Source organism: Paenibacillus uliginis N3/975 (assembly GCF_900177425.1).
GTDB lineage: Bacteria > Bacillota > Bacilli > Paenibacillales > Paenibacillaceae > Paenibacillus_AQ > Paenibacillus_AQ uliginis.
In genome coordinates this window covers 5974898-5996026 of the sequence record NZ_LT840184.1, presented here as the reverse complement: position 1 = coordinate 5996026, position 21129 = coordinate 5974898, and the positions used below count along the sequence as shown (strand labels likewise).

The window sequence follows — 21129 nt, the reverse complement described above, 5'->3', positions numbered from 1 at the left end:
TGGATTTATGAGCCTCCCTCTAATAGTAGTTTTCTATTTTTCAACATGAAGTACATATTCAATATCCCAACTGTTAGTCCAACGCAACTAATCATCTCTGTCAGATTCATAGAAGTTAGGGCTAGTGAGCGATCAACCGAAAGTCCGATCAATGCTAATAACAAGAGCGGTGTGACCTTCCAAATCGTTCCCCATCCTAGCTTTTCTTCACTTGATTTCCCAAAGCAGTTACAACTTATATTCAATTTCTTATAAATAGCCAAGCCCGCAACCACATAGAAAGACAGGAACAACAACATTGCGGCGAAATGACCAATCTGCTGAGTGAAATCCAAAACAAGTAGCACTGCGATAATCCCCTCCACCGCTACAACCAGCCAAGTGAAATACAACGGAAACTTCAGTTGTTGTATAGTCGTTTTGAAATCTTGGTAAGACAAAGTTTTGGCGATAGAGGAGTATAACAATAGGGTAGCTAAAGCAACTGACACAACCAAGTTAATGTCCATGAAAATCCCCCCAACTCTTATTATTTAGTTTGCTTGCGAAAGTGGTGCAGAGGACATGACCAATTAATGTAAACACTTACATTCACAAATAAAATCATATTAAATAAATGTCTGTTGACTATAAGTAACAAATATACAATTTTGATAATTGTATAGATCTATTGGGGACCAAGAGTCGGCCTTATCCGAGCAACGAGAAAAAGGTAAAAGGAAGCGGCTGGAAAGAGTTACAGAGGTGTTTGATTTTTTGATGTCTTACGAAAGGTTAGCTTAAACAGGGGCTTATAATATCTTGGCCGTTACCCTGTGCAGGAATTTTAAGGGAGTTCTATCTCATTATGTGTACGAAGAGTTGGTTGCGTTGCTGTGAATGCCCTAATGGGCGATTGTAGTGATTCCTTGAGGATGATAATTATGGAGAAATGAAGTGTAGACCGACGCAAGCCTGGATTCAGGTGCGTGGATGTGGTGAAACGTTGGAATATAGGCAGCGATTCCGCACTAAAAAATAATACTTTTAGGGATTTATACTATCAATATCAATAAACTACTTTTATAGTATATTATGGTATATCCTGTTGTCAAGACACGATTTTAGGTTTTATAAGTGCATAAGATTTGAATTCCTCAGGGGGCCAAACTTAAGTATTGAAAATTGCTGTCGGTGTTCTGTATTGTAGGAATTATGAGGCCGTTCAGAATTGCGTATATCAAAATATTGAGTTGTTCCTTTAGAGTTGATATTCCGGAAGAATTGGAACAAGATCATTGCGGAAGCATAGTTTTTGTGGCAGAGTATGGTTGTTATACAGTGTTATCGGGTGACGGAAGAAATTGAAGATATTAAGGTAATAGTAAAGTTAACGTCCTTTAAGTGATAGAAAATAATCTTGCAGGAGTTTCTATATTCTTCTATAGAATTTGTTACTATGATATTAGGTAGATGTCACACCTCTATGCTTCAACCTGAAATTAACGAAATAAGAAGCAATTAGTGAAAGATTCATACCTATCAATATAGAGATGACAACCAGGAGGGAATAAATTGAGCACACAGAAACTCGGAGTTCCATTAGAAGGTTTTGCTGAATTTAGCAGACGAGTAGCAGCAGAAGGTGCCGTGCTGTTAAAAAATGAAGGACAAGTTCTTCCCATTCAAAAAAACGAAAATGTTTCAGTGTTTGGCAGAACTCAGGTTAATTATTATCGCAGCGGTACAGGTTCGGGGGGCAGTGTCCATGTAACCCATACAACCAATCTGCTGGGTGGTCTTCGAAATAAAAAGAACATTACCATCAACGAAGAATTAGCAGCTGTATATGAAAAGTGGATTGAGCAAAATCCATTTGATAATGGCGGAGGCGGCTGGGCGGCTGAGCCGTGGCATCAGAAGGATATGCCTTTAAGCGATGAGCTGGTATCAGCGGCAAGAAATAAATCCGACAAGGCGATCATTGTCATCGGACGTACAGCGGGAGAAGATCAAGATAATGCCAATGAGCCGGGCAGCTACCAACTAACGGTAGAAGAAAAAGCGATGCTAAAGCAGGTAACTGCATATTTCGAACAAACAGTCGTTGCACTGAATGTATCGAATATTATCGATATGAGCTGGATGTACGATGAAGGTTATGTACACCCGATTCCATGTGTCATTTACGCTTGGCATGGCGGCATGGAAGGGGGCAATGCGATTGCTGACGTATTGGTCGGAGAGGTGACACCAAGCGGTAAATTAACCGATACCATTGCATTTTCGATCGAGGATTATCCATCAACCCGTAATTACGGCAATGAACTTAACAATGTTTATCAGGAAGACATCTATGTGGGATACCGTTTTTTCGAAACGTTTCGACCGGATAAAGTTCAGTTCGAATTCGGTTACGGGTTGTCTTATACCCAGTTCGAAATCGTGCCCGAAGAAGCCAAACTGACCGTCAAAGAGGGAGAACAATACGTTGAAATCGGCGTAACCGTAAAAAATATCGGAACCACCTATGCAGGTAAAGAGGTCGTGCAGGTCTATTACGAAGCGCCGCAAGGAAAGCTGGGCCAGCCTGCTAAAGTTTTGGCAGCATTTGGGAAGACAAAAGAACTTCAAGCGGGTGAATCGCAGCATCTGATCGTGAGCTTTCCTGTTGCTACCATGGCTTCGTATGATGACGCCGGTGTGACGGGGCAGCCTTCCGCTTATGTCTTAGAAGCCGGAACGTACCGTCTGTATGTGGGAACCAGTGTCAAAAATGTGGAGGAAATCGGCATTGAAGGTCAAAACGGTTATGTTGTAGAAACTCTTCAAGTCGTTGAACAGCTGCAAGAAGCAATGGCGCCAACGGAAAACTTTACGAGAATGAAGCCGGGCGCTCGCAAAGAAGACGGTTCGTATGAACTGACCTTTGCAGAGGTACCGAAGCGCAAGATTTCCATGGCGGAACGGATTGAAAAAAATCTGCCGCAAACCCTGGAGCAAACCGGCAATCAGGGCTACAAATTAAGGGACGTGTATGATGGAAAAGTCAGCATGGAAGCCTTTATCGCCCAGCTTAGCGATCAGGATCTGGCGGTGATCGTCAGAGGAGAAGGAATGAGCAGTCCGCTTGTCACACCGGGTACGGCTTCGGCTTTCGGCGGGGTAAGCGACAGCTTGTTAGACTACGGAATTCCGGTTGCTTGTACGGCGGACGGACCGTCCGGGATTCGGATGGACAGCGGGCAAAAAGCAACGCAGGTTGCCATTGGAACCTTGCTTGCGGCTACCTGGAACACGGAACTGGTCGAAGAGCTTTATGTCATGGAAGGCCGGGAATTATTAAGCTACAACATTGACGCTTTACTTGGACCTGGCTTGAATATTCGGCGCAGCCCGCTTAATGGACGCAATTTTGAGTATTTCTCGGAAGACCCGCTGATCTCTGGGGTGTTTGCTGCAGCATGCACGCGCGGGATTATGAAAGGCGGTTCCAATGCCACGCTGAAGCATTTCGCCTGTAACAACCAAGAAAAGCATCGCAGCAAAGTTGATGCCGTTGTCTCTGAGCGCGCTCTTCGGGAAATTTATCTGAAAGGCTTTGAAATTGCGGTGAAGCAGGGCGGAGCAAATTCAATTATGACCTCCTATAATCCGATCAATGGACACTGGGCGGCTTCCAATTATGATTTGAATACCACCATTCTTCGTGGGGAGTGGGGATTTCAAGGCATCGTGATGACGGACTGGTGGGCCATTATGAACGACGTGGTTCATGGAGGCCCTGCAGATCGAAAACATACGAACTGGATGGTCCGTGCACAAAACGATCTTTATATGGTGGTCATGAACTACGGTGCGGAAATCAATGCGTGGGACGACAATACCATAGAATCCCTAGAAAATGGAACCCTGACTCGTGGAGAACTGCAGCGCAGCGCCATCAATATTTGCAAGTTCCTGATGCAAGCGCCGGTATTCTCCAGAAAACAGGTGATCGAAGAAGCGGTCGCTACGTTTAAAGCCGATCACTCTCTTTCGCCGGAACAAGTCCAAACTTTATCCGAAAACGCACAGGTAAAACCTTCCGTAGCCGGATCGACTTTTATGAAAGTAGATCAGTCCGGCGAGTACCGGATCATTGTGCGCATCATGTCTCCGGAATCCGAACTGGCGCAAAGCGCTTGCAACGTGACACTGAACGATCAACCGATGACGACCATTCAAACGAATGGTACAGACGGCAGATGGATCAGACAGAAGCTTGTAAAAGTCGAATTGGAAGCAGGTCTTTATGAGATGAAGTTGGATTTCGTCAAACCAGGCTTGCAGATCGATTGGATTGAGTTTAAACGAGTTTAATGTAGAAACGCGTAAATGAGGTTATTAAACTATCAAACGGCCTCGGCAAACGACTGAATCAACATGCGGCGGTGAATTGTGGATTTATCTCTCCACGGTTCGCCTCGATACATAAACCCCGCTCAGATGAGCGGGGTTTTGTTTTTGTAAGCCTTATTTTTCAATGATTAGAAAACTATGTTGACCCGAATTAGACTCGCTACAAAAAGAAATAACGACCCATAAAGGTCGCCTTTCCGTCTTTTTACTTTCCAATAGCATGTAAAACCATATCCGTTAGCTGATGCACTGTAGGCTCGTTTAATGGTCGCTGAAGCTGGTATATGTCGATACTGCCAGACATGCGAGCTGTCATGTCAAAATGCCATTTGGTTAACCCGCAGTCTGAAAGTAAGGATTTGCGATATGTATGTCGGTATAGAAGCGGTAACCGTTCTAACTTATCAACCGCCCGAATCTGGACCTGATTGCAGTCTGTCTTGATCAGCTCAAATATACCGGCCAGCGGAAGGGTGTCGGAAGAAAAATAAGATTCCACAGGAACGGCGTATTTGGTTTCGCGCTCGAATAATGGACGGAATTGATTCGAACTCATGCCAAAGACATCCAAGCTTTCCTGCCAAAGTTTCTGCTGTGGGTAAGCCGGCGTTACATAAGGAATATTCCGGTGATCCAGCGTAATGGCGATGACATCATCGGTTACTAGCTGGTATCCTTGCTGCAAAAAGGCTGAAGCAAGTGTAGATTTACCGTGTCCGGAATGACCGACGAATGCGTAAGCTTTATGGTCAATGACGACGGCACTGCCGTGCAAAGGAAGTATTTTTCTCTGGAGTAAAATAGCACCCATGCATGTTCCAAGAATATATAATCGCATTTTATCTTCATCAGCACCATTTTCGGGCGAAATGTAAATGATGGTCCCGTTTTCTACGGCGAAAATAGCCAGATCAGGAACCCTGAACATGACCATAGTCTCTGTACATACGGATGTCCTCGACGAGTCAGAATGCTCCAACCATTTTGCGGTTAAATCGGCATAGCGTATAACAATATCCACGGATTCATTGGGATCATCTATCTGCTGCAGTTCAGGCAGGGGGATGTCACTTTGTATAGAATGCCCGAAGGCTTTATATATGGTTTTGTTAAGAGTTTGAAACACGGTCCTCACTCCATTTGCTCAAATTACAAATAAAAAGAGTAAAGCCCTTATACCCAATAAGGCGTATAGGGGCTGCGCTTCTAGTGATGATGGCTTATGTTTAGCTGTAGTGTATCGTTTCATCAGGATCTGGTTGGACTCCATCTGGAATTGCACCACCAGGACCAGCCATAGTCATCTTAATATCAAGAACTTCCAAAGCAGGTGTGTTCCATTCCTTTTTCATTGATTTCACCTCCTTTCAAAAGTTTTTTTCGAGAAATCGGTACAAAATTAAGCTGCGCATTAACAACTTGATGGACGGATTGTAGGCTTGATTTGGGTTAATGCCATGACGGGCTTCTGCTAGTGCATCTTGGATAACAGGCATGTTGATGACCTGCTGCATTCGAGAATCGCGGTTCAATTGATCCAACTCTTCGATGAAAACAGACCAGTCGCTTAACATCCTATGGATGGAATCCGCAGCTTGTATCCCTCTCGTTCGTTGATTGAGCCGGATAGGATTAGGTAGCCAACCTTCTGTGGACCGACGAACTAATGCTCGATCCATGCCATTCTGAACGAATTGTTCTATCGGAGTCGATAGGCAGAAACGTATAACCCGCAGATCATTGGTAGGATCGTGGCTCCATACCGAATAACGAAGAGAAAGTTTGCATCCGCTTGTTCCGGTTGTGCTCCACATGTTTACACGGTCGTAATGCTGCCTTCTTGCTTCTAGTGGATCTGCCGGCAGATCGTCTGTTGAGCCGATTCCGATAAATTTGCGGTCTCTGAGTTTGTCATAGATACCGGTCCGTTTGGCGAAGTCTGAATTAATCAATTGCGGAAATTCATATGTTGAACTAGGAGGTTTTAATCGTTCGAGTGCGGGAAATGCTTTACGGCTGATAATGGAGTAGATTCGCTTGCGTCCTACTCCGACATTTTTGCTATATTGTTTGATTTCTCGGGATAATTTAAGCCAGTTGAACCTTTTCATGAGCTTAGTGTAATACTCGATTGCGGGGCCCCAAGAGATGCTGTAATTTCCTCTGGCTCCGGTGAGCATAATGCCTATCCCTCGCTGCTCAGCTTGCTCATAGATACCTCTTAACCAGAATGAATTATCGAAGAACTTGTAGGGAGACTCCATGATGTCAAGCCAATCATCGATTTCCGAGAAGGGGCTTTTTCCTTGGAAATTCAAATAATTGTCGTTAATGTTCCCCACAAAATTCACTGTTTGCTTAATAAGTGGTCTTTCGTCTGCAAACCTGTGCTTTGGTGTCCAATCCACGAATCCATCCTCTGGTATGTAACTGAATGTATGAAGGGGACGGTTATTCTTCTGCAGGGCTTTGGCAGCGAAGCTGACGACAGCGCCTGAATCCAATCCTCCGCTAAGATGAGCACCGACATTTCGGTGAGTACGTCGGAGCCTGGCCGTAACGGCTTTATTGAACACCTCCCTGAATGCCTCCTCATACTCTTGCGATGATGCAAGGTTTAAAGGAATTACATCCGAAAGGCTGTTGTATCTGGAAATCGAAACCCTATTGTTGTTGAGCGTGATCGTATGTGATGGCGGCAGCTGATGAATATTTTTATAAATTGTGGTTGAAACATCCGGCGGTTCGAAAACACCGCTAATCGCCAGAAACTCTGCCAGCCATGGTTCGTTAAGCTCTTTATGTACATAAGGTAAAGATAATAAGGGGTTAATCATCGTGCAGAAGGAAAGTTGCTGTTCGTCATGATGATAATAGAGCGTTCGCGCGCCTGAGAAATCCCTTGCTCCAAAAAGGAGCTGCTTTCTCTCATCCCAGATAACGAAGGCAAAATCTCCGACCAGTCGTTCCGGCATTCGTTCTGACCATTTTTCATATGCCAGCAATAAAACCTCACTGTCTGTCATGTTTGGCCTAAGGTTATAGGGGACTTGCAATTGATCCATTAATTCGTCTCTGTTGTCAATAATGGCATCTGCCGTTATGGCCAGCCCCCGATTCGGATCGTAGGAAGGTAATGATTCGTGAGTGGACTGTTCCGTAATCCATTGCGCATGACAACCCAGCATGATGTGATCCTTATGCCACGCCCCGCTTTGATTAGCTGGATATTTCCTCAATGCTTCCATTACAAGTCCGCCATGCTTCATTTGAACCGGTTCTCCATTAAAACGATAAATACCAGCAATTGCACTCATTCGATTTTCCTCCGTTACGACTAATCCTGCTGAAATATATATTGATACAATCCGTATCACAGTCATTATATAACAAGTATACAATTTGTATCAATACTTTTTTTGCTGTATCATACCCATTTCGAATAAAAAGTTTTAATGTACATTGTTTATGTTTCTTGTACGCCCTGATTTTTTGAGGAACAAGATCATACAGAATAGATAAGCAAGGAGAATGCCGAAGGAATCGTTGACCACATCATAGATCCGACCGCCCCGGAAGAAGAATAACTGGAGAATTTCAGTTAATGCAGCGTAGATGACAGACAAGTAAAAGGCTGACTTGTATTTACCGAAGTCTGATGCAAGCAGAGCGAGAATGAAGAAACCAATGAAATGTCCTATTTTTCGCAAAATCCAATCGTTACTCGACCATTGAAAATCAAGCTTTAACAGCTCCGACCAATCGGGATTCGGATTGAAGCGGAAATCAACAATATGATATTTGATCAGAAGATGGAAGTTAACCGAGCAAGTGAAGATGAACAGGGCGAAAGCCCACATGAAAGTAAGAATAATACGCATTGGTTATCTCCTTTTCGTGAAAGCGCTTCAATATATATGCCGTTTTCATAGATACCGGAACTCGAAAAATAAGATACGAATTGTATCGATTGGAGTTAGTGTATTATAACAGTTTTAGTATTGTTTTTAAAATAAAAATAAATACGAGATAAGAAAGCGCTATCAATTGAATATTAAAATAAAATTAGATACGAAACGCTACGATTATTGGAGTATTCCATAAAATATAGCCTTGACATGATACAAATTGTATCGTAAGTTATGGGATATAAATTATACAAATTGTATCAGAGAGCGTGAATGTAGAAATAGCATCCGGAACATTCGAAATAAAATTCACATATATACATTTTACTATTCCAGTAATTAAATGGGGGGTTGTAAGCGTATGGAACTCAAACAGTACTTTAGAATTCTTCAGAAGAAATGGTGGTTAATCATGGCAATTATAATCCTTGCTATGGCAGCGACAGGAATCAAAAGCTACTACTTTACAACACCGATTTATGCAGCAAATGCCAAACTTATAGTTAATCAGTCTTCAAGTGATGGCGCAGCAACCCTCAATGCGAGCACGATACAAACGAGCATCTTCCTTATTAATTCCTATAAGGAGATTATCAAATCGTCCGCTATTATGAATAAGGTTGTCGAGAAATTCCCTAACTTGGGGGAAAGTGCCGGGCAAATATCCGCAAAGATATCCGTCACATCGGCGAACAATTCACAAGTTATGAACTTGGTCTACCAGGATACATCCTACGCCAAAGCCGCCGAGATCGTAAATGCTGTCTCGACGGTATTCAAAGATCAAATTCCTCAGATTATGAAGGTGGATAACATCACCATCTTAAGTGAGGCAGATACGGCAGTATCCCCTGCGCCAATCAATTTCAATCCGATTATGAACATGTTAATCAGCTTTGTTGTTTCACTTATGTTAGCGATCGGACTTGTATTTCTGCTCGATTATCTGGATGATACGCTCCAGACAGAAGTTGAAATCACTGAAATTTTGGACGTTCCGGTGCTTGCTGTTGTAGGAAAGATCACCAAAGGTGACCTGAAGAGATCCGCGAGAATGAAAGCAAAACAAAAAACAAAAGCAAGTGAGGGCCAGTATGCGACGATCAACCAATGATAGCAGCCTAATGGTATTCATGAATCCTAAATCGCCTATATCGGAAGTGTATCGGCTGCTTCGAACAAAAATTCAATTCTCTTCTAAAGATGAGGAATTGAGGATCGTTATGGTTACATCCTCCCAGGCAGGAGAGGGCAAAACCACAACGACCAGCAACTTGGCTGTTACCTATGCACAGGAAGGCAAGAAGGTACTTCTTATTGATGCGGATATGCGTAAGCCTTCCCTGCATCGTATTTTCTCCCAGTTGAACCATCAAGGCTTAAGCACGTTGTTAACAGGACATACGAGTGTGCAAGACGCGATCCAGGAAACGACCGTCAGCCATCTATCGCTACTCCCTTCTGGACCGGTACCCGCGAATCCGTCGGAGCTTATGGATTCAACGGCGATGCGGGAACTACTGGAGCAGCTGAAACAACAATATGACGTTATTCTCATGGACACGCCATCAGTGCTTGCCGTATCGGACAGCGTCATAGTCAGCGCTTTGTGCGATGGCGTTGTCATGGTGGTTGCTGCAGGCAAGGTGAAGAAGGATCATCTAAAGAAAGCAAAAGAACAATTGGATCATGCGAATGCTCGAATGCTGGGTATTGTACTTAATCGGGTCAGGTGAGATTACCCTCAGGGTTGCTAGGTGGATTATTACGAATTAAAAGGCTGGATAGCCAGCGGAAGTAAAGGTAATGTCTACTGCACCTCTATCACTGTAGACACTCGGTTACGCTGTGGGTCTTAATGACCTTAGACATCATTGTCGAGGGTGTGATGTGAGGATGGGTTTAATGCCCTTATTAGAAAATTTAGCTATGTTCTTTTCAGATGGAAGAGTACATAGCTAGGATTTTCTACTACTAAGAGAATCATATTGGCATGTGTATCAAGAATAAATAGAGATGGGTAGTGAATGAAAGATGATGAGGAAAGTGAAAAAAGCAATTATTCCTGCAGCGGGTCTTGGGACGCGTTTCTTACCTGCAACGAAAGCGATGCCGAAAGAAATGCTCCCAATTGTAGATAAGCCCACCATTCAATACATTGTGGAAGAAGCGGTGGCATCAGGGATTGAGGACATTATCATTGTGACCGGTAAAGGCAAACGCTCCATTGAAGATCACTTTGACCATGCGTTCGAGCTGGAAAATAATTTGTTCAGCAAAGGGAAGTTTGATTTGCTTGACGAAGTGCGTAGCTCCTCTAATGTAGATATTCATTACATACGCCAGAAGGAAGCCAAAGGACTTGGCCATGCCGTATGGTGTGCCCGCAACTTTATCGGAGATGAACCGTTCGCTGTGCTCCTTGGAGATGATATCGTACAATCTCAGACACCTTGCATCCGGCAGCTGGCAGAGCAGTTTGAGCAATTACAGAAATCAGTGATCGGTGTTCAAACCGTGCCCTATGACCAAACGCATCGATATGGCATAGTAGCTCCGCTGGAAAGAATCGACCGTTTATATGAAGTGGATTATTTTGTAGAGAAACCCCTCACGGGCAAAGCTCCATCAAAATTGGCAATTATGGGAAGATATATATTGACTCCAGAAATATTCAGTTTTCTGGAACATCAGGAGGAAGGTGCTGGTGGGGAAATTCAGCTGACAGATGCTATACAAAAGCTGAATAAGAGCCAAGGTGTGTACGCATACGATTTCGAGGGAATCCGTTATGATGTAGGCGAGAAGCTTGGATTCATTATGACTACACTTGATTTTGCTCTTCAAAATGAAGATCTGCGTAAACCGCTGCTGCAAGGGATGGAAACAATTCTCGAACGAGAGCATCTAGGCAAAATAAATCGCTAATGAGGTGAATCGTAGATGTATCCCACTCCGCAACGGAACGAAGCAGAAGTTGTTTTTGAAGGAACTTCGAAATATACAAATTATGCTTTAGAAGAGCTAAAACCCAAAGTCCTGTATCTTATGGTCAAACGGGTTATGGACTTCATTTTCGCGCTCATTGGGCTTGTTCTACTACTGCCACTTTTTCTAATCGTATCTATATTAATTAAGTTGGAGGATCCGCAAGGATCCATTTTTTTTTATCAGACACGCATTGGGAAGAACGAGAAGCCATTCCGGATGTATAAGTTCCGCTCTATGGTTTCTAATGCAGAAGAGCTGCTTGAGAAGTTGCTTGATCAGAATGAGATTAGCGGCGCTATGTTTAAGATAAAAGAAGATCCTCGTATCACAAGTATTGGAAAGTTTATTCGCAAGACCAGTATAGATGAGTTGCCGCAGCTATGGAATGTAATCCGTGGAGAGATGTCACTTGTAGGACCAAGGCCGGCATTGCCCAGAGAAGTTAATCAATATAGCAAATATGACAAGCTGCGATTGAAGGTTACCCCTGGATGTACTGGCTTATGGCAGGTGAGTGGAAGAAATGAATTGAGTTTCAATGAGATGGTGGAACTGGATTTGCGGTATATCGAGCAAAGAGGGATAATTACAGACTTAAAAATTATTTTACATACAGTAAAAGTCATGTTTGGATCAAAAGATGCTTTTTAATAAGAGGTAGGAGCTGATCATAATATGGAATTGAACTCGAAGATTTATGTTGCTGGACATAAAGGTTTGGTTGGTTCCGCGATATTGAGGGCATTACAGAGCAAAGGGTATCATAATCTGGTGTTACGTACGAGTTCAGAGCTGGATTTAAGGAACAGAGAAGAGGTGTATAACCTGTTCCAGCAAGAGAAGATTGAGTATATGTTCTTAGCTGCGGCTAAAGTGGGTGGAATCGCAGCCAATAATGATTATCCCGCTGATTTTATAAGAGATAATTTATTTATTCAAACGAACGTTATTGATGCAGCCTATCAATTTAATATCAAGAAACTATTGTTCCTGGGTTCTACATGTATATATCCTAAATTTGCTCCACAGCCTCTTAAAGAGGAATATTTACTCACCGGCGAGTTAGAACCAACGAATCAGCCCTATGCAATTGCTAAGATCGCAGGCATTAACATGTGCCAGTCCTACAACCGTCAATACGGAACAAAGTACATATCTGTTATGCCAACTAATATGTATGGTCCTCATGACAACTTCGACTTGAAAACTTCTCATGTTTTGCCCGCATTGATACGAAAATTTCATGATGCTAAAGAAAATAATATTCCTGCAGTAGAGGTATGGGGGACGGGAAATCCAAGGCGTGAATTCCTCCATTCAGATGATCTGGCAGAGGCTTGTTTGTTTCTGATGGATCATTATAACGAAAGTGAAATTATTAACGTAGGTGTTGGTAGTGATATCTCCATTAAAGAGTTGGCAGAACTTATTCAGACTATTGTCGGCTATGAGGGCGAGATCGTGTTTAATAGTTCAATACCTGACGGGACTCCGAGAAAACTGGTAGATGTAACGAAGATAAGTCTTCTTGGATGGGAAGCCAAGATTTCATTGGAAAATGGCTTGCGGTCTGTGTATCAAGCATTTCAGAAGGAATATTTGATCAAACAATAATAGAGATCGTGGAGGAAACAAATATGAGGAAAGCGTTAATCACTGGAGTTACAGGGCAAGATGGTTCTTATTTGGCTGAGTTTTTGCTGGAAAAGGGTTATGAAGTATATGGTTTGCGGAGACGTACGAGCACCCCAAATTATGAGAATGTGCAGCATATCAAAGATAAAATAAAATGGATCTCTGGAGATCTGATAGATTTGGCATCTCTAATTGAAGCCGTGAGAATTTCAAATCCGGATGAAGTGTATAACCTGGCTGCCCAATCATTTGTAGCAGCATCTTGGCCGCAGCCTTTGGCGACTGGACAGTTTACAGCAATCGCAGTTACGAATATGTTGGAAGCTGTTCGAATTATGAAGCCAGAAGCAAGATTTTATCAAGCATCAAGTTCTGAAATGTTTGGAAAAGTAGTCGAAACACCGCAGAAAGAAACGACCCCTTTCTATCCGCGCAGTCCTTATGGTGTAGCTAAACTATACGGTCATTGGATTACTGTAAACTACCGCGAGAGTTTCAATATGTTTGCTTGCTCTGGCATTCTATTCAATCACGAATCTCCACGGCGCGGACTAGAATTTGTTACAAGAAAGGTTACGGATGGTGTAGCTAGAATCAAACTCGGCCTTCAAAATGAGCTCCGTATGGGTAATCTGGATTCTCTTCGGGACTGGGGATTTGCCGGGGATTATGTAAAAGCAATGTGGCTAATGCTGCAGCAGGAAGAACCGGATGATTACGTGATTTCTACCGGAGAAATGCACACGGTTAAAGAACTTCTTGAAGTTGCATTCTCTTATGTAGGGTTGGACTACAGAGAGTATGTAGTTATTGATCCCGAATTTGTACGCCCTGCAGAAGTGGATCTCTTGCTGGGGGATTGTTCAAAGGCGAAAGAGAAATTGGGTTGGGAACTCGAAGTTGGGTTTAAAGAGTTGATTCAAATGATGGTGGATGAGGATTTGAAAAGAGTTAAGTTACAGATGAAGAATATAGAGGCAATAATACCAGTTTAACTCATAATTCGTGGAACATACATGTAGCATAACAGTCCTGATCTATTTAGATATATTAAGTTATAAGGGCATATATTTTGGAGCGGAGCACGCAATTATGAGACTAATAAATAGATTATCATCATTAAAAAAAAATAGGGACTTTAATAATGTGCTATTTAGTGTTTCGTCCTATTTCATAACACCTGTCGTAATAATCATATCAACACCCATGCTTTTGAAAAATTTAGGAAGTGCCAATTACGGGATATGGGTTTTAATTAATTCGCTTATTAATGTACTGGGCATATCGAACTTCGGTTTGGGTAATGCATTCATCAAAATTGGATCGGAATACGAATCGTCACAAAATAATACCATGTTCAATCAATTGTTTTCTGTTTCATTCACACTTTCAATTATTTTAGCAATTGTGTTCAATGTCATAACACTAGTATTCGACACTTCCTTATTTCCATTACTTTTTGGGATTTCTGGCATGGATTCTATTTTGCCTGTTATTCATTTAGTGGGCGGTGTTGTGGGGCTAAGAATCATCAATAGCGTTATTTCCGGATCCTACATGGCAAAGGAAAGATATGATATCAACAGTAAAGTGAATATTGCCTACAATTTAATTACATCTATACTTTTTACAGTACTCGCTTTTATGTATAAAGATATTAAATTGCTGGTCATATTTTTGTTCATTTCAACAGTATTACTTCTGCTTACCAATGCCTTTATAGCAAAAAAAGTTAACTCCAGCATATCCTTTAGGCTTCTTTTAAACAAATTAGTTTTTTTAAAGATCTTTAATTATGGGATTTACTCATGGCTTCAAATGATAATCAGTGCTTTAAATAATCAAGCCGATAAACTTATCATTGGTTTTTTACTTGGACCGAACGCTTTAGGGTATTATGCAGTTTGTATGCAACTTGTTATTAAAATACATGAAGTTCCAGCAGCAGCAGGTGCATTTCTATTCGCTAAATTCAGTTCATTATACGAGAGCAGAAAAATTACAGAAATAAGGGGACTTTACTTGAAGGCTTTTCTATATAAATCAATTTTTATTATAAGTTCATCTTCTATCGCCTTCGTCTTTGCAAACCCCATTTTAACTCTTTGGATTAATTCGGAATTTGCCAGTCAGCATATGACCCTATTCCGTGTACTTGTTATTGCTGTAGCGATAGGGGCTTTTGGTGTAATTCCAAACTACTGCTTAAATGGAACAGGATTTATTAAAATTAACACGGTACTTTCTTTATCAACTTCTATATCTATTTTCTCTCTAATATTTATACTTGTTCCTTATTATGGTGACATTTCAACTGGTTTATCAAGATTAGTTGCAATACCACTTGTTGTGTTCTCAATTATTTTTGTTCACAGGAAAATATTAAAAGTGAAATTTGATCAAGAGGAAGTTAGTGCTATCAAGGAACTTCTAGTTAAAACTCCACAAACATAAATTCATTTCTTCGATAAATAGGCGGTTGAAAAAATTAAAATTATAACGTTAATGGATACAAATTGTAATAATTATAGATGGATTGGTGAAAATATGATGAAACTTTCCGTGCTTGCCAAAACAAGTTCATCTTTTCGGTATCCTGAGCTAGTGGCTTATAAATCACAAGTAAAGAGTATATATCTAATAGTCATGCTCTTAGTCATAGTGCTCTCCATTATTGGCATACAAAATAAACTGTATTTAAAGACTGATTTGCTCACGGTTTATATCATGTACATAATTCTTGGGCTTTCAAATGTTATCGTTACACAAAAAGGAATAACATGGGATAAAATAGTGGGATGGTCATTTTTCGCTTATTCTGTGGGGGTACCATTATACTTGTTAACGGACGGTGGACTCGAAGGATTTATAGGTACCAAAATGTATTTTAATGAAGTCTATACATTCGCGACTGTTTCAGAATCACTATACTATAATTGTTTATTTGTCTCTTTGTTTTACTTTTCCTATTTTATATTTAATAAAAAGGTAAGTGAAAATTTAGAGGAAAATACAGTAAACGGTACATCTCTAACTAATAAAAAATATAATTATTTTCACTCAAGGTTTTTTATCCATTACTGGATATTGATTGCAGTTGGTTTATTCTTATTTGGCATGTATAAAATCAATTACTTAAGTGCAATTAGCGCAGGATATAGTTTGAAAAATGTTGGATATGTATATTTGTTCACAGCAGTATTTGCTATCGACATAGGCACATTAATTCTATTCAGAATGACTAATTTCGAGAAAAAATATTTATTAATTGCCGGTATATTTCATTTATTATTGTTTCCTTTAGGAATTAGACAACTAACCTTTACATTTATCTTTCAACTTGCTCTGTTGTATAAATTAGCAAATTATCAAAGAAAAATTAAAGTAAAAGGAATAATCCTGGGGATTTCGCTGTTATTATTTTTTGGGTTGATAGGGATGGTTAGAAAAGGAGGGGAACAAGCCTTTAGTTTTATTTCTTTGTTGAAGGCTCCGATACGTTATTTCTTTTACGAAACAACTTTTAACTATATTAGTTTTTTAAAGTGTTTAGAGCTATTCAAAGAACATTCGATAAGTTATTTGTACGGGAAGACTTTGTTAGATCCTATCGTAGAACAGATCCCTTCCTTTATCTTGAGTAATAAAAATAACTATCAGTTTTTTGAACGTTTTATTATGCAGTATGAGTCGTTAGAAAACTTAAAACCGGTCGGTACAGCCCATTTGTTAACAGAGTTATATGTAAACGGAGGAATGATTTTTGTAATTATTTTTTCGCTAATCATCGGATTAGTTTCCAGTATATTAAATAATAAGTTATGGAAGGTTATAGCAACAAACAATTTCATTGGACAGATATTATTTTCTGCTATTATTCCTTTTGTTTTTATACAATTAAATAGAGGGGGCTTATCCGTATTAACCAAATTATCTTTTCAATTTGCAATTCTTCCTGTACTAATTGTTCTGATGTTTCGTAGAAAAATTTAAGCTGTAGTCCTATTCGTTAAGAGAAAAAATACAGATTTGAGGTGAGTGTATGATAAAAACCCTTCTCCTTACGAATACGATTGCTCCTTACAGAATACCCGTACTAAACAAACTGATCGAGCATAAGGATATTAAGTTGAAGGTATGGTATCTGGAAGAGCGGGAAAAGAATCGTCAATGGAACATAAATCATCAAGAAATTAAATACGATTATGAATGCTTGCCTGGAATTCATACTTATATCCAAAGATTAGATATGGGTGTGCATGTTAATCCAGGTATTTTTTTTAGGCTGGTACGAGAGAATCCTGATGTAATTATTACTTCTGGTTACGATTCACTTGGATATTGGTCGGCTCTCTTTTATTGTAGACTTTTTAGAAAAAGGCTTATTGTATGGTGGGGAAGTACGCTTGATAGCAGCAGGGTGCAGAACACCATCGTAAATCGGGCTCGCAAGTTCTTTTTTAAGTCCGCAAATTCTTTTGTTACTTATGGAACCGAATCAGCAAAATGCCTTAAGCATTATGGCGTACAGGAGAGTAAAATTGTTGTGGGATACAATACAGTGGATATACGATATTACCGCAACAAGTATCATGAGAATTTTGTCAATATAGAACCGAAACCAAACAAGAATGATAAAGTGAAGTTATTATTCATTGGCCAACTTATTGAAAGAAAAGGATTAGTGCAAATAATTGAAGCTCTCAGACTGCTTGGCAATTCATCATGGGAATTACGAATTGTTGGATCTGGTCCGGATGAGCAGAAATTGAAACAAAAAGTTAGGGAGATCGGTTTAGAAAACCAAATCTATTTTGAAGGATACAAACAAAAGGAGGAATTAACCGATTATTTAATTCAAAGTCATTGCTTGCTGTTTCCTTCTTTAATTGAAGTTTGGGGATTGGTTGTAAATGAAGCGCTGGCTACAAATACATTTGTACTTGCATCGAAATATGCCGGAGCAACAAAAGATATTATCCTGGATCAGCAGAACGGGTTAATCATTGATCCAATGGATGTAAATGATTTACTGAGGGCCTTTCGTTGGTTAATGGACAACCAAGATTATGTTCGTTCCCGGTGGAAAATGAGCTTAGGTTTATGGAGAAAACTTCATCCCAATTCTTATGCCAGAGCTGTTTCGACAGCGATTAAAAAAGCAATTTTGTGAGGTGCGAGAAATGAATAATATACTTTACATTCAGCCCTATGCCAGTCACGTAGGCGGTGTAGACACTGTACTGCTTCAACTCGTTCAAGGATTGGATAAAACAAAGTATAGACCATATGTCGTATTACCCGCACCTAGCCCCTATGTTGAAAAATATGAAGCAGCCGGAGCCAAAGTAATATTTACAACCTTGGCTGTATTTGGAAAGCCGACCGATCCTGCATACTACGTTCGTAATCTGATAAATTTGTTTCGATCTATTAAGTCCCTCAGAAAGATTGTCAATGAATATGGAATTGACCTTATTCATTCCCACAAGATGGAGTTGATGGGCGGAAATATAGTTGGAAAGCTCCTTGGTATCCCAACCCTTCAAACAGTTCATGAACTGCCTAGAAAACCGCTATTTGCTTATAAATGTATTGGATACTTAAATCATTTGTTCAATGACAAAGTGATTGTTTTATGTGATCGAAGTACAGTGATGTTTAAGTGGGGGAAACGCTACTCTGATAAGCTCATCAAAATTTATAACGGAATTGAAATAAATCAATCATCAGTTCAAAAAAAAATTACAAATAGTTTGAAGCAAGAATTAGGTATTGCTGATGATGACAAGATCGTTATTACGGTTGCACGTCTTTCTCCAATGAAGGGGATAGAATACTTACTTAAAGCAGCGCATATCACTAAACAAACAAACCCAGATTTAAAATATATAATTATAGGCGATGTAGCGTTTGAATCGGAGATGAGTTATAAAGAACAGTTAAAAAGCTTAGCTAACGAATTAGCTTTGAATAATGTTTATTTTTTAGGACTGCGAAGAGATGTCCCTGACTTATTACCGCAAGCAGATTTGTTCGTACTTCCGTCCGTATACGATATATTTCCAACAGTTATTCTTGAAGCAATGGTAGCATCATTGCCGATTGTAGCGACTGATGTTGGGGGCGTTCCAGAAATGGTTACTCCTGATACAGGGTATTTAGTCCCTCCGATGAATGAAGAAGCTCTTGCCCAAGCAATTATACGCATGTTCAGTAATGAAGAAATGACTCGATTTGGTCTTAACAGCAAAACACGTGTTCTACAGAAGTTTACACGAGAACAATATCTGAACTCAACATTAAAAGTGTACAATACGCTGTTAAGCGGTAAGTCAACTTCTAATGGGAGAAAGATGGTCCATGAAAAATAACAGGATTAGATTAGATTTGTATAGTCAGGACGGATACTCAAGAGGAAGAAGCGGGTGGTTCGTATTACTATGGTGGCTTGTCCAGGGGAGCCTGTTTCGTTTCTCTCTGCATCCCATGTATCGATGGCGTAATTTTCTTCTACATTTATTTGGTGCTCGTATAGGTAAGGGGGTTCAGGTAAGATCTACGGCTAAATTTACATATCCATGGAAAGTAACCATTGGGGACTATTCATGGATTGGTGATAACGCTGAGTTCTATAGTCTGGATCACATTGAAGTTGGTGAACATTGCGTAGTGTCTCAACGTTCATATCTTTGCACCGGAACTCATAATATTCATGATCCAAAATTCGGATTAATTACAAAGCCCATTAAAATCAGTGATGGTGCTTGGATCGCAAGTGATGTGTTTGTGAATCCTGGCATCACAATTGGTGTGATGTCGATAGTAGCCGCAAGAAGCACCGTTACTCGAGATGTGCCTTCAAATGAAATACATGCTGGATCACCTGCGCGTTTCATGAAACATAGGTTCGAAGAAATGGAAGAGATACAACGATTGAAAGAGGTTGTCGTATGAAGCCAAAGATTGTTTTCGTAATCAATTATTTTTATCCTGACTATGCATCAACTGGGCAACTTTTGACAGAACTATGTCTTCATATACAACATGACTTTCAAATAACGGTTATAGCAGCCCAACCGGAAGAAGCATTGATGAGGGATCATACAAAGAAAAGGTTCATGCACGATAAATTGGAGAATATCGATATTATTAGGATTCGGCTCCCAAAACAGAATAAACGAAATAAATGGAGTAGGTTGCGATATATCGCAGCTTATTTTTTTTATGCTAATTTATCCGTTCTCAAGCAAAAGGATATTCAGATCCTCTACACCATCTCCACGCCTCCTATTTTAGGCGGGTTGATAGGATCGATTGGAAAATTCTTCAAAAGGGCAAAACATATTTATAATATTCAGGATTTTAATCCCGAACAAGCTGAAGCTGTAAGTTACATGAAATACAAGTCCCTTTACCGTGTGGCAAGATGGCTGGATACAATAAATTGTAAATACGCGGATCACATTATTACTGTTGGCCACGATATGCAAGAAACATTGTATAAAAGATTTGCTAATCAGGCAATTACAGATAGCACCGTTATTAACAATTGGACCGACGAGCAAGAGATTGTCCCTCTAACGAAAGATCATCCTAAGGTGCATGAGTTCATTAAATGCAACGGCTGGGAGAATAAGTTTATTGTCATGTATTCGGGCAATATGGGATTGTATTACGATTTAGAAAACTTGATAAAGATAGCCGAGGATCTATCCAATTATGATGACATTGTCTTTGCGTTTATTGGAGATGGAGCGGTTAAATCTGAAATGGAGACATATGTGAGACAGAATCAACTAAGCAACGTCTTCTTCTTGCCATTTCAACCGAAAGCAGAGATTAAATATACATTGAATGCGGCAGACGTTCATTTGGTAGTAAACCAGAAAGGAATTAAGGGTGTTTCTGTTCCCAGCAAGATTTATGGTGTCATGGCTGCAGGCAAGCCAATCTTAGGGGTTCTTGAGAAAGGCAGCGAGGCATGCCTATTAATTGAACATAGTGGCTGCGGAATAGTTGCTGAGCCACAAAACTATTCAGTCATAGTAGAGGAATTAAAATCCCTCTATGAACTTGATCGTAATCTGTTAACGAGCAAAGGGATACAAGGAAGAGAATATTTAGAACGGCATTTAAGAAAAGAACAATCGTTGGATAAGTATCGTACCCTTTTAATATCAATTTAAAAGCGAGAAATAAATGGAGGGTTGGA

The 21129-nt window shown here is 40.3% G+C and carries 18 protein-coding genes; 13 read left to right on the top strand and 5 right to left on the bottom strand.

The window, feature by feature from the left end:
* Nucleotides 1-5: 5 nt before the first annotated feature.
* On the bottom strand, nt 6-509 hold the full coding sequence (locus B9N86_RS27845) for a MauE/DoxX family redox-associated membrane protein (RefSeq protein WP_208916321.1): 504 nt from the start codon (nt 507-509) through the stop codon (nt 6-8).
* A 1045-nt stretch (nt 510-1554) separates the two neighbouring features.
* Here B9N86_RS27845 and B9N86_RS27840 point away from each other — a divergent pair.
* A complete protein-coding gene (locus B9N86_RS27840; protein ID WP_208916319.1) occupies nt 1555-4341 on the top strand; it encodes a glycoside hydrolase family 3 C-terminal domain-containing protein in 2787 nt (928 codons plus the stop codon).
* A gap of 244 nt (nt 4342-4585) precedes the next feature.
* Here the strand turns inward: B9N86_RS27840 and B9N86_RS27835 are convergent, their stop codons facing one another.
* From B9N86_RS27835 to B9N86_RS27820, 4 genes are all read right to left on the bottom strand, one after another.
* Nucleotides 4586-5506 (bottom strand): phosphoenolpyruvate carboxykinase (ATP), encoded by a 921-nt coding sequence (locus tag B9N86_RS27835; protein WP_208916317.1) that lies wholly within the window; start codon nt 5504-5506, stop codon nt 4586-4588.
* Nucleotides 5507-5606: 100 nt separating this feature from the next.
* On the bottom strand, nt 5607-5732 hold the full coding sequence (locus B9N86_RS27830; protein ID WP_208916315.1) for a paeninodin family lasso peptide: 126 nt from the start codon (nt 5730-5732) through the stop codon (nt 5607-5609).
* Nucleotides 5733-5747: 15 nt separating this feature from the next.
* The gene (locus B9N86_RS27825; RefSeq protein ID WP_208916313.1) at nt 5748-7697 is read right to left on the bottom strand and encodes an asparagine synthase-related protein; all 1950 of its coding nucleotides are present in this window, start codon (nt 7695-7697) and stop codon (nt 5748-5750) included.
* Nucleotides 7698-7832: 135 nt separating this feature from the next.
* The gene (locus B9N86_RS27820; RefSeq protein ID WP_208916311.1) at nt 7833-8261 is read right to left on the bottom strand and encodes a VanZ family protein; all 429 of its coding nucleotides are present in this window, start codon (nt 8259-8261) and stop codon (nt 7833-7835) included.
* 370 nt (nt 8262-8631) lie between these two features.
* Between B9N86_RS27820 and B9N86_RS27815 the strand changes: the two genes are divergently transcribed.
* The 12 genes from B9N86_RS27815 (at nt 8632) to B9N86_RS27760 (ending at nt 21103) form a co-directional block, all read left to right on the top strand.
* A complete protein-coding gene (locus B9N86_RS27815) occupies nt 8632-9402 on the top strand; it encodes a YveK family protein (RefSeq protein WP_342193424.1) in 771 nt (256 codons plus the stop codon).
* Complete coding sequence (locus tag B9N86_RS27810; protein WP_208916307.1) at nt 9383-10024, top strand: CpsD/CapB family tyrosine-protein kinase; 642 nt, start codon at nt 9383-9385, stop codon at nt 10022-10024. Before B9N86_RS27815 ends, B9N86_RS27810 begins: the two co-directional genes overlap by 20 nt.
* 301 nt (nt 10025-10325) lie before the next feature.
* Nucleotides 10326-11216 carry a UTP--glucose-1-phosphate uridylyltransferase GalU gene (gene galU, locus B9N86_RS27805; RefSeq protein WP_208920873.1) on the top strand — a complete coding sequence of 297 codons (891 nt, stop codon included), beginning with the start codon at nt 10326-10328 and terminating at the stop codon, nt 11214-11216.
* Nucleotides 11217-11231: 15 nt separating this feature from the next.
* Nucleotides 11232-11930, top strand: coding sequence for a sugar transferase (locus B9N86_RS27800; protein ID WP_208916304.1), 699 nt, complete (start codon nt 11232-11234; stop codon nt 11928-11930).
* A gap of 24 nt (nt 11931-11954) precedes the next feature.
* Entirely contained in the window at nt 11955-12893 is a 939-nt protein-coding gene (locus tag B9N86_RS27795) for a GDP-L-fucose synthase family protein (RefSeq protein ID WP_208916302.1), read from the top strand.
* A 23-nt stretch (nt 12894-12916) separates the two neighbouring features.
* Nucleotides 12917-13909, top strand: coding sequence for a GDP-mannose 4,6-dehydratase (gmd, locus tag B9N86_RS27790; protein WP_208916300.1), 993 nt, complete (start codon nt 12917-12919; stop codon nt 13907-13909).
* Nucleotides 13910-14006: 97 nt separating this feature from the next.
* Nucleotides 14007-15368 (top strand): lipopolysaccharide biosynthesis protein, encoded by a 1362-nt coding sequence (locus tag B9N86_RS27785; protein ID WP_208916298.1) that lies wholly within the window; start codon nt 14007-14009, stop codon nt 15366-15368.
* 51 nt (nt 15369-15419) lie between these two features.
* Nucleotides 15420-16907: an O-antigen polymerase gene (locus B9N86_RS27780; RefSeq protein ID WP_208916296.1), complete on the top strand. Its 1488-nt coding sequence runs from the start codon at nt 15420-15422 to the stop codon at nt 16905-16907.
* A gap of 49 nt (nt 16908-16956) precedes the next feature.
* Entirely contained in the window at nt 16957-18087 is a 1131-nt protein-coding gene (locus B9N86_RS27775; RefSeq protein ID WP_208916294.1) for a glycosyltransferase family 4 protein, read from the top strand.
* A gap of 10 nt (nt 18088-18097) precedes the next feature.
* On the top strand, nt 18098-19288 hold the full coding sequence (locus tag B9N86_RS27770; protein ID WP_208916292.1) for a glycosyltransferase family 4 protein: 1191 nt from the start codon (nt 18098-18100) through the stop codon (nt 19286-19288).
* Nucleotides 19260-19871 carry a putative colanic acid biosynthesis acetyltransferase gene (locus B9N86_RS27765; protein WP_342193423.1) on the top strand — a complete coding sequence of 204 codons (612 nt, stop codon included), beginning with the start codon at nt 19260-19262 and terminating at the stop codon, nt 19869-19871. The genes B9N86_RS27770 and B9N86_RS27765 overlap by 29 nt, the downstream gene beginning before the upstream one ends.
* Entirely contained in the window at nt 19868-21103 is a 1236-nt protein-coding gene (locus B9N86_RS27760) for a glycosyltransferase family 4 protein (RefSeq protein ID WP_208916287.1), read from the top strand. The genes B9N86_RS27765 and B9N86_RS27760 overlap by 4 nt, the downstream gene beginning before the upstream one ends.
* Nucleotides 21104-21129: the final 26 nt, after the last annotated feature.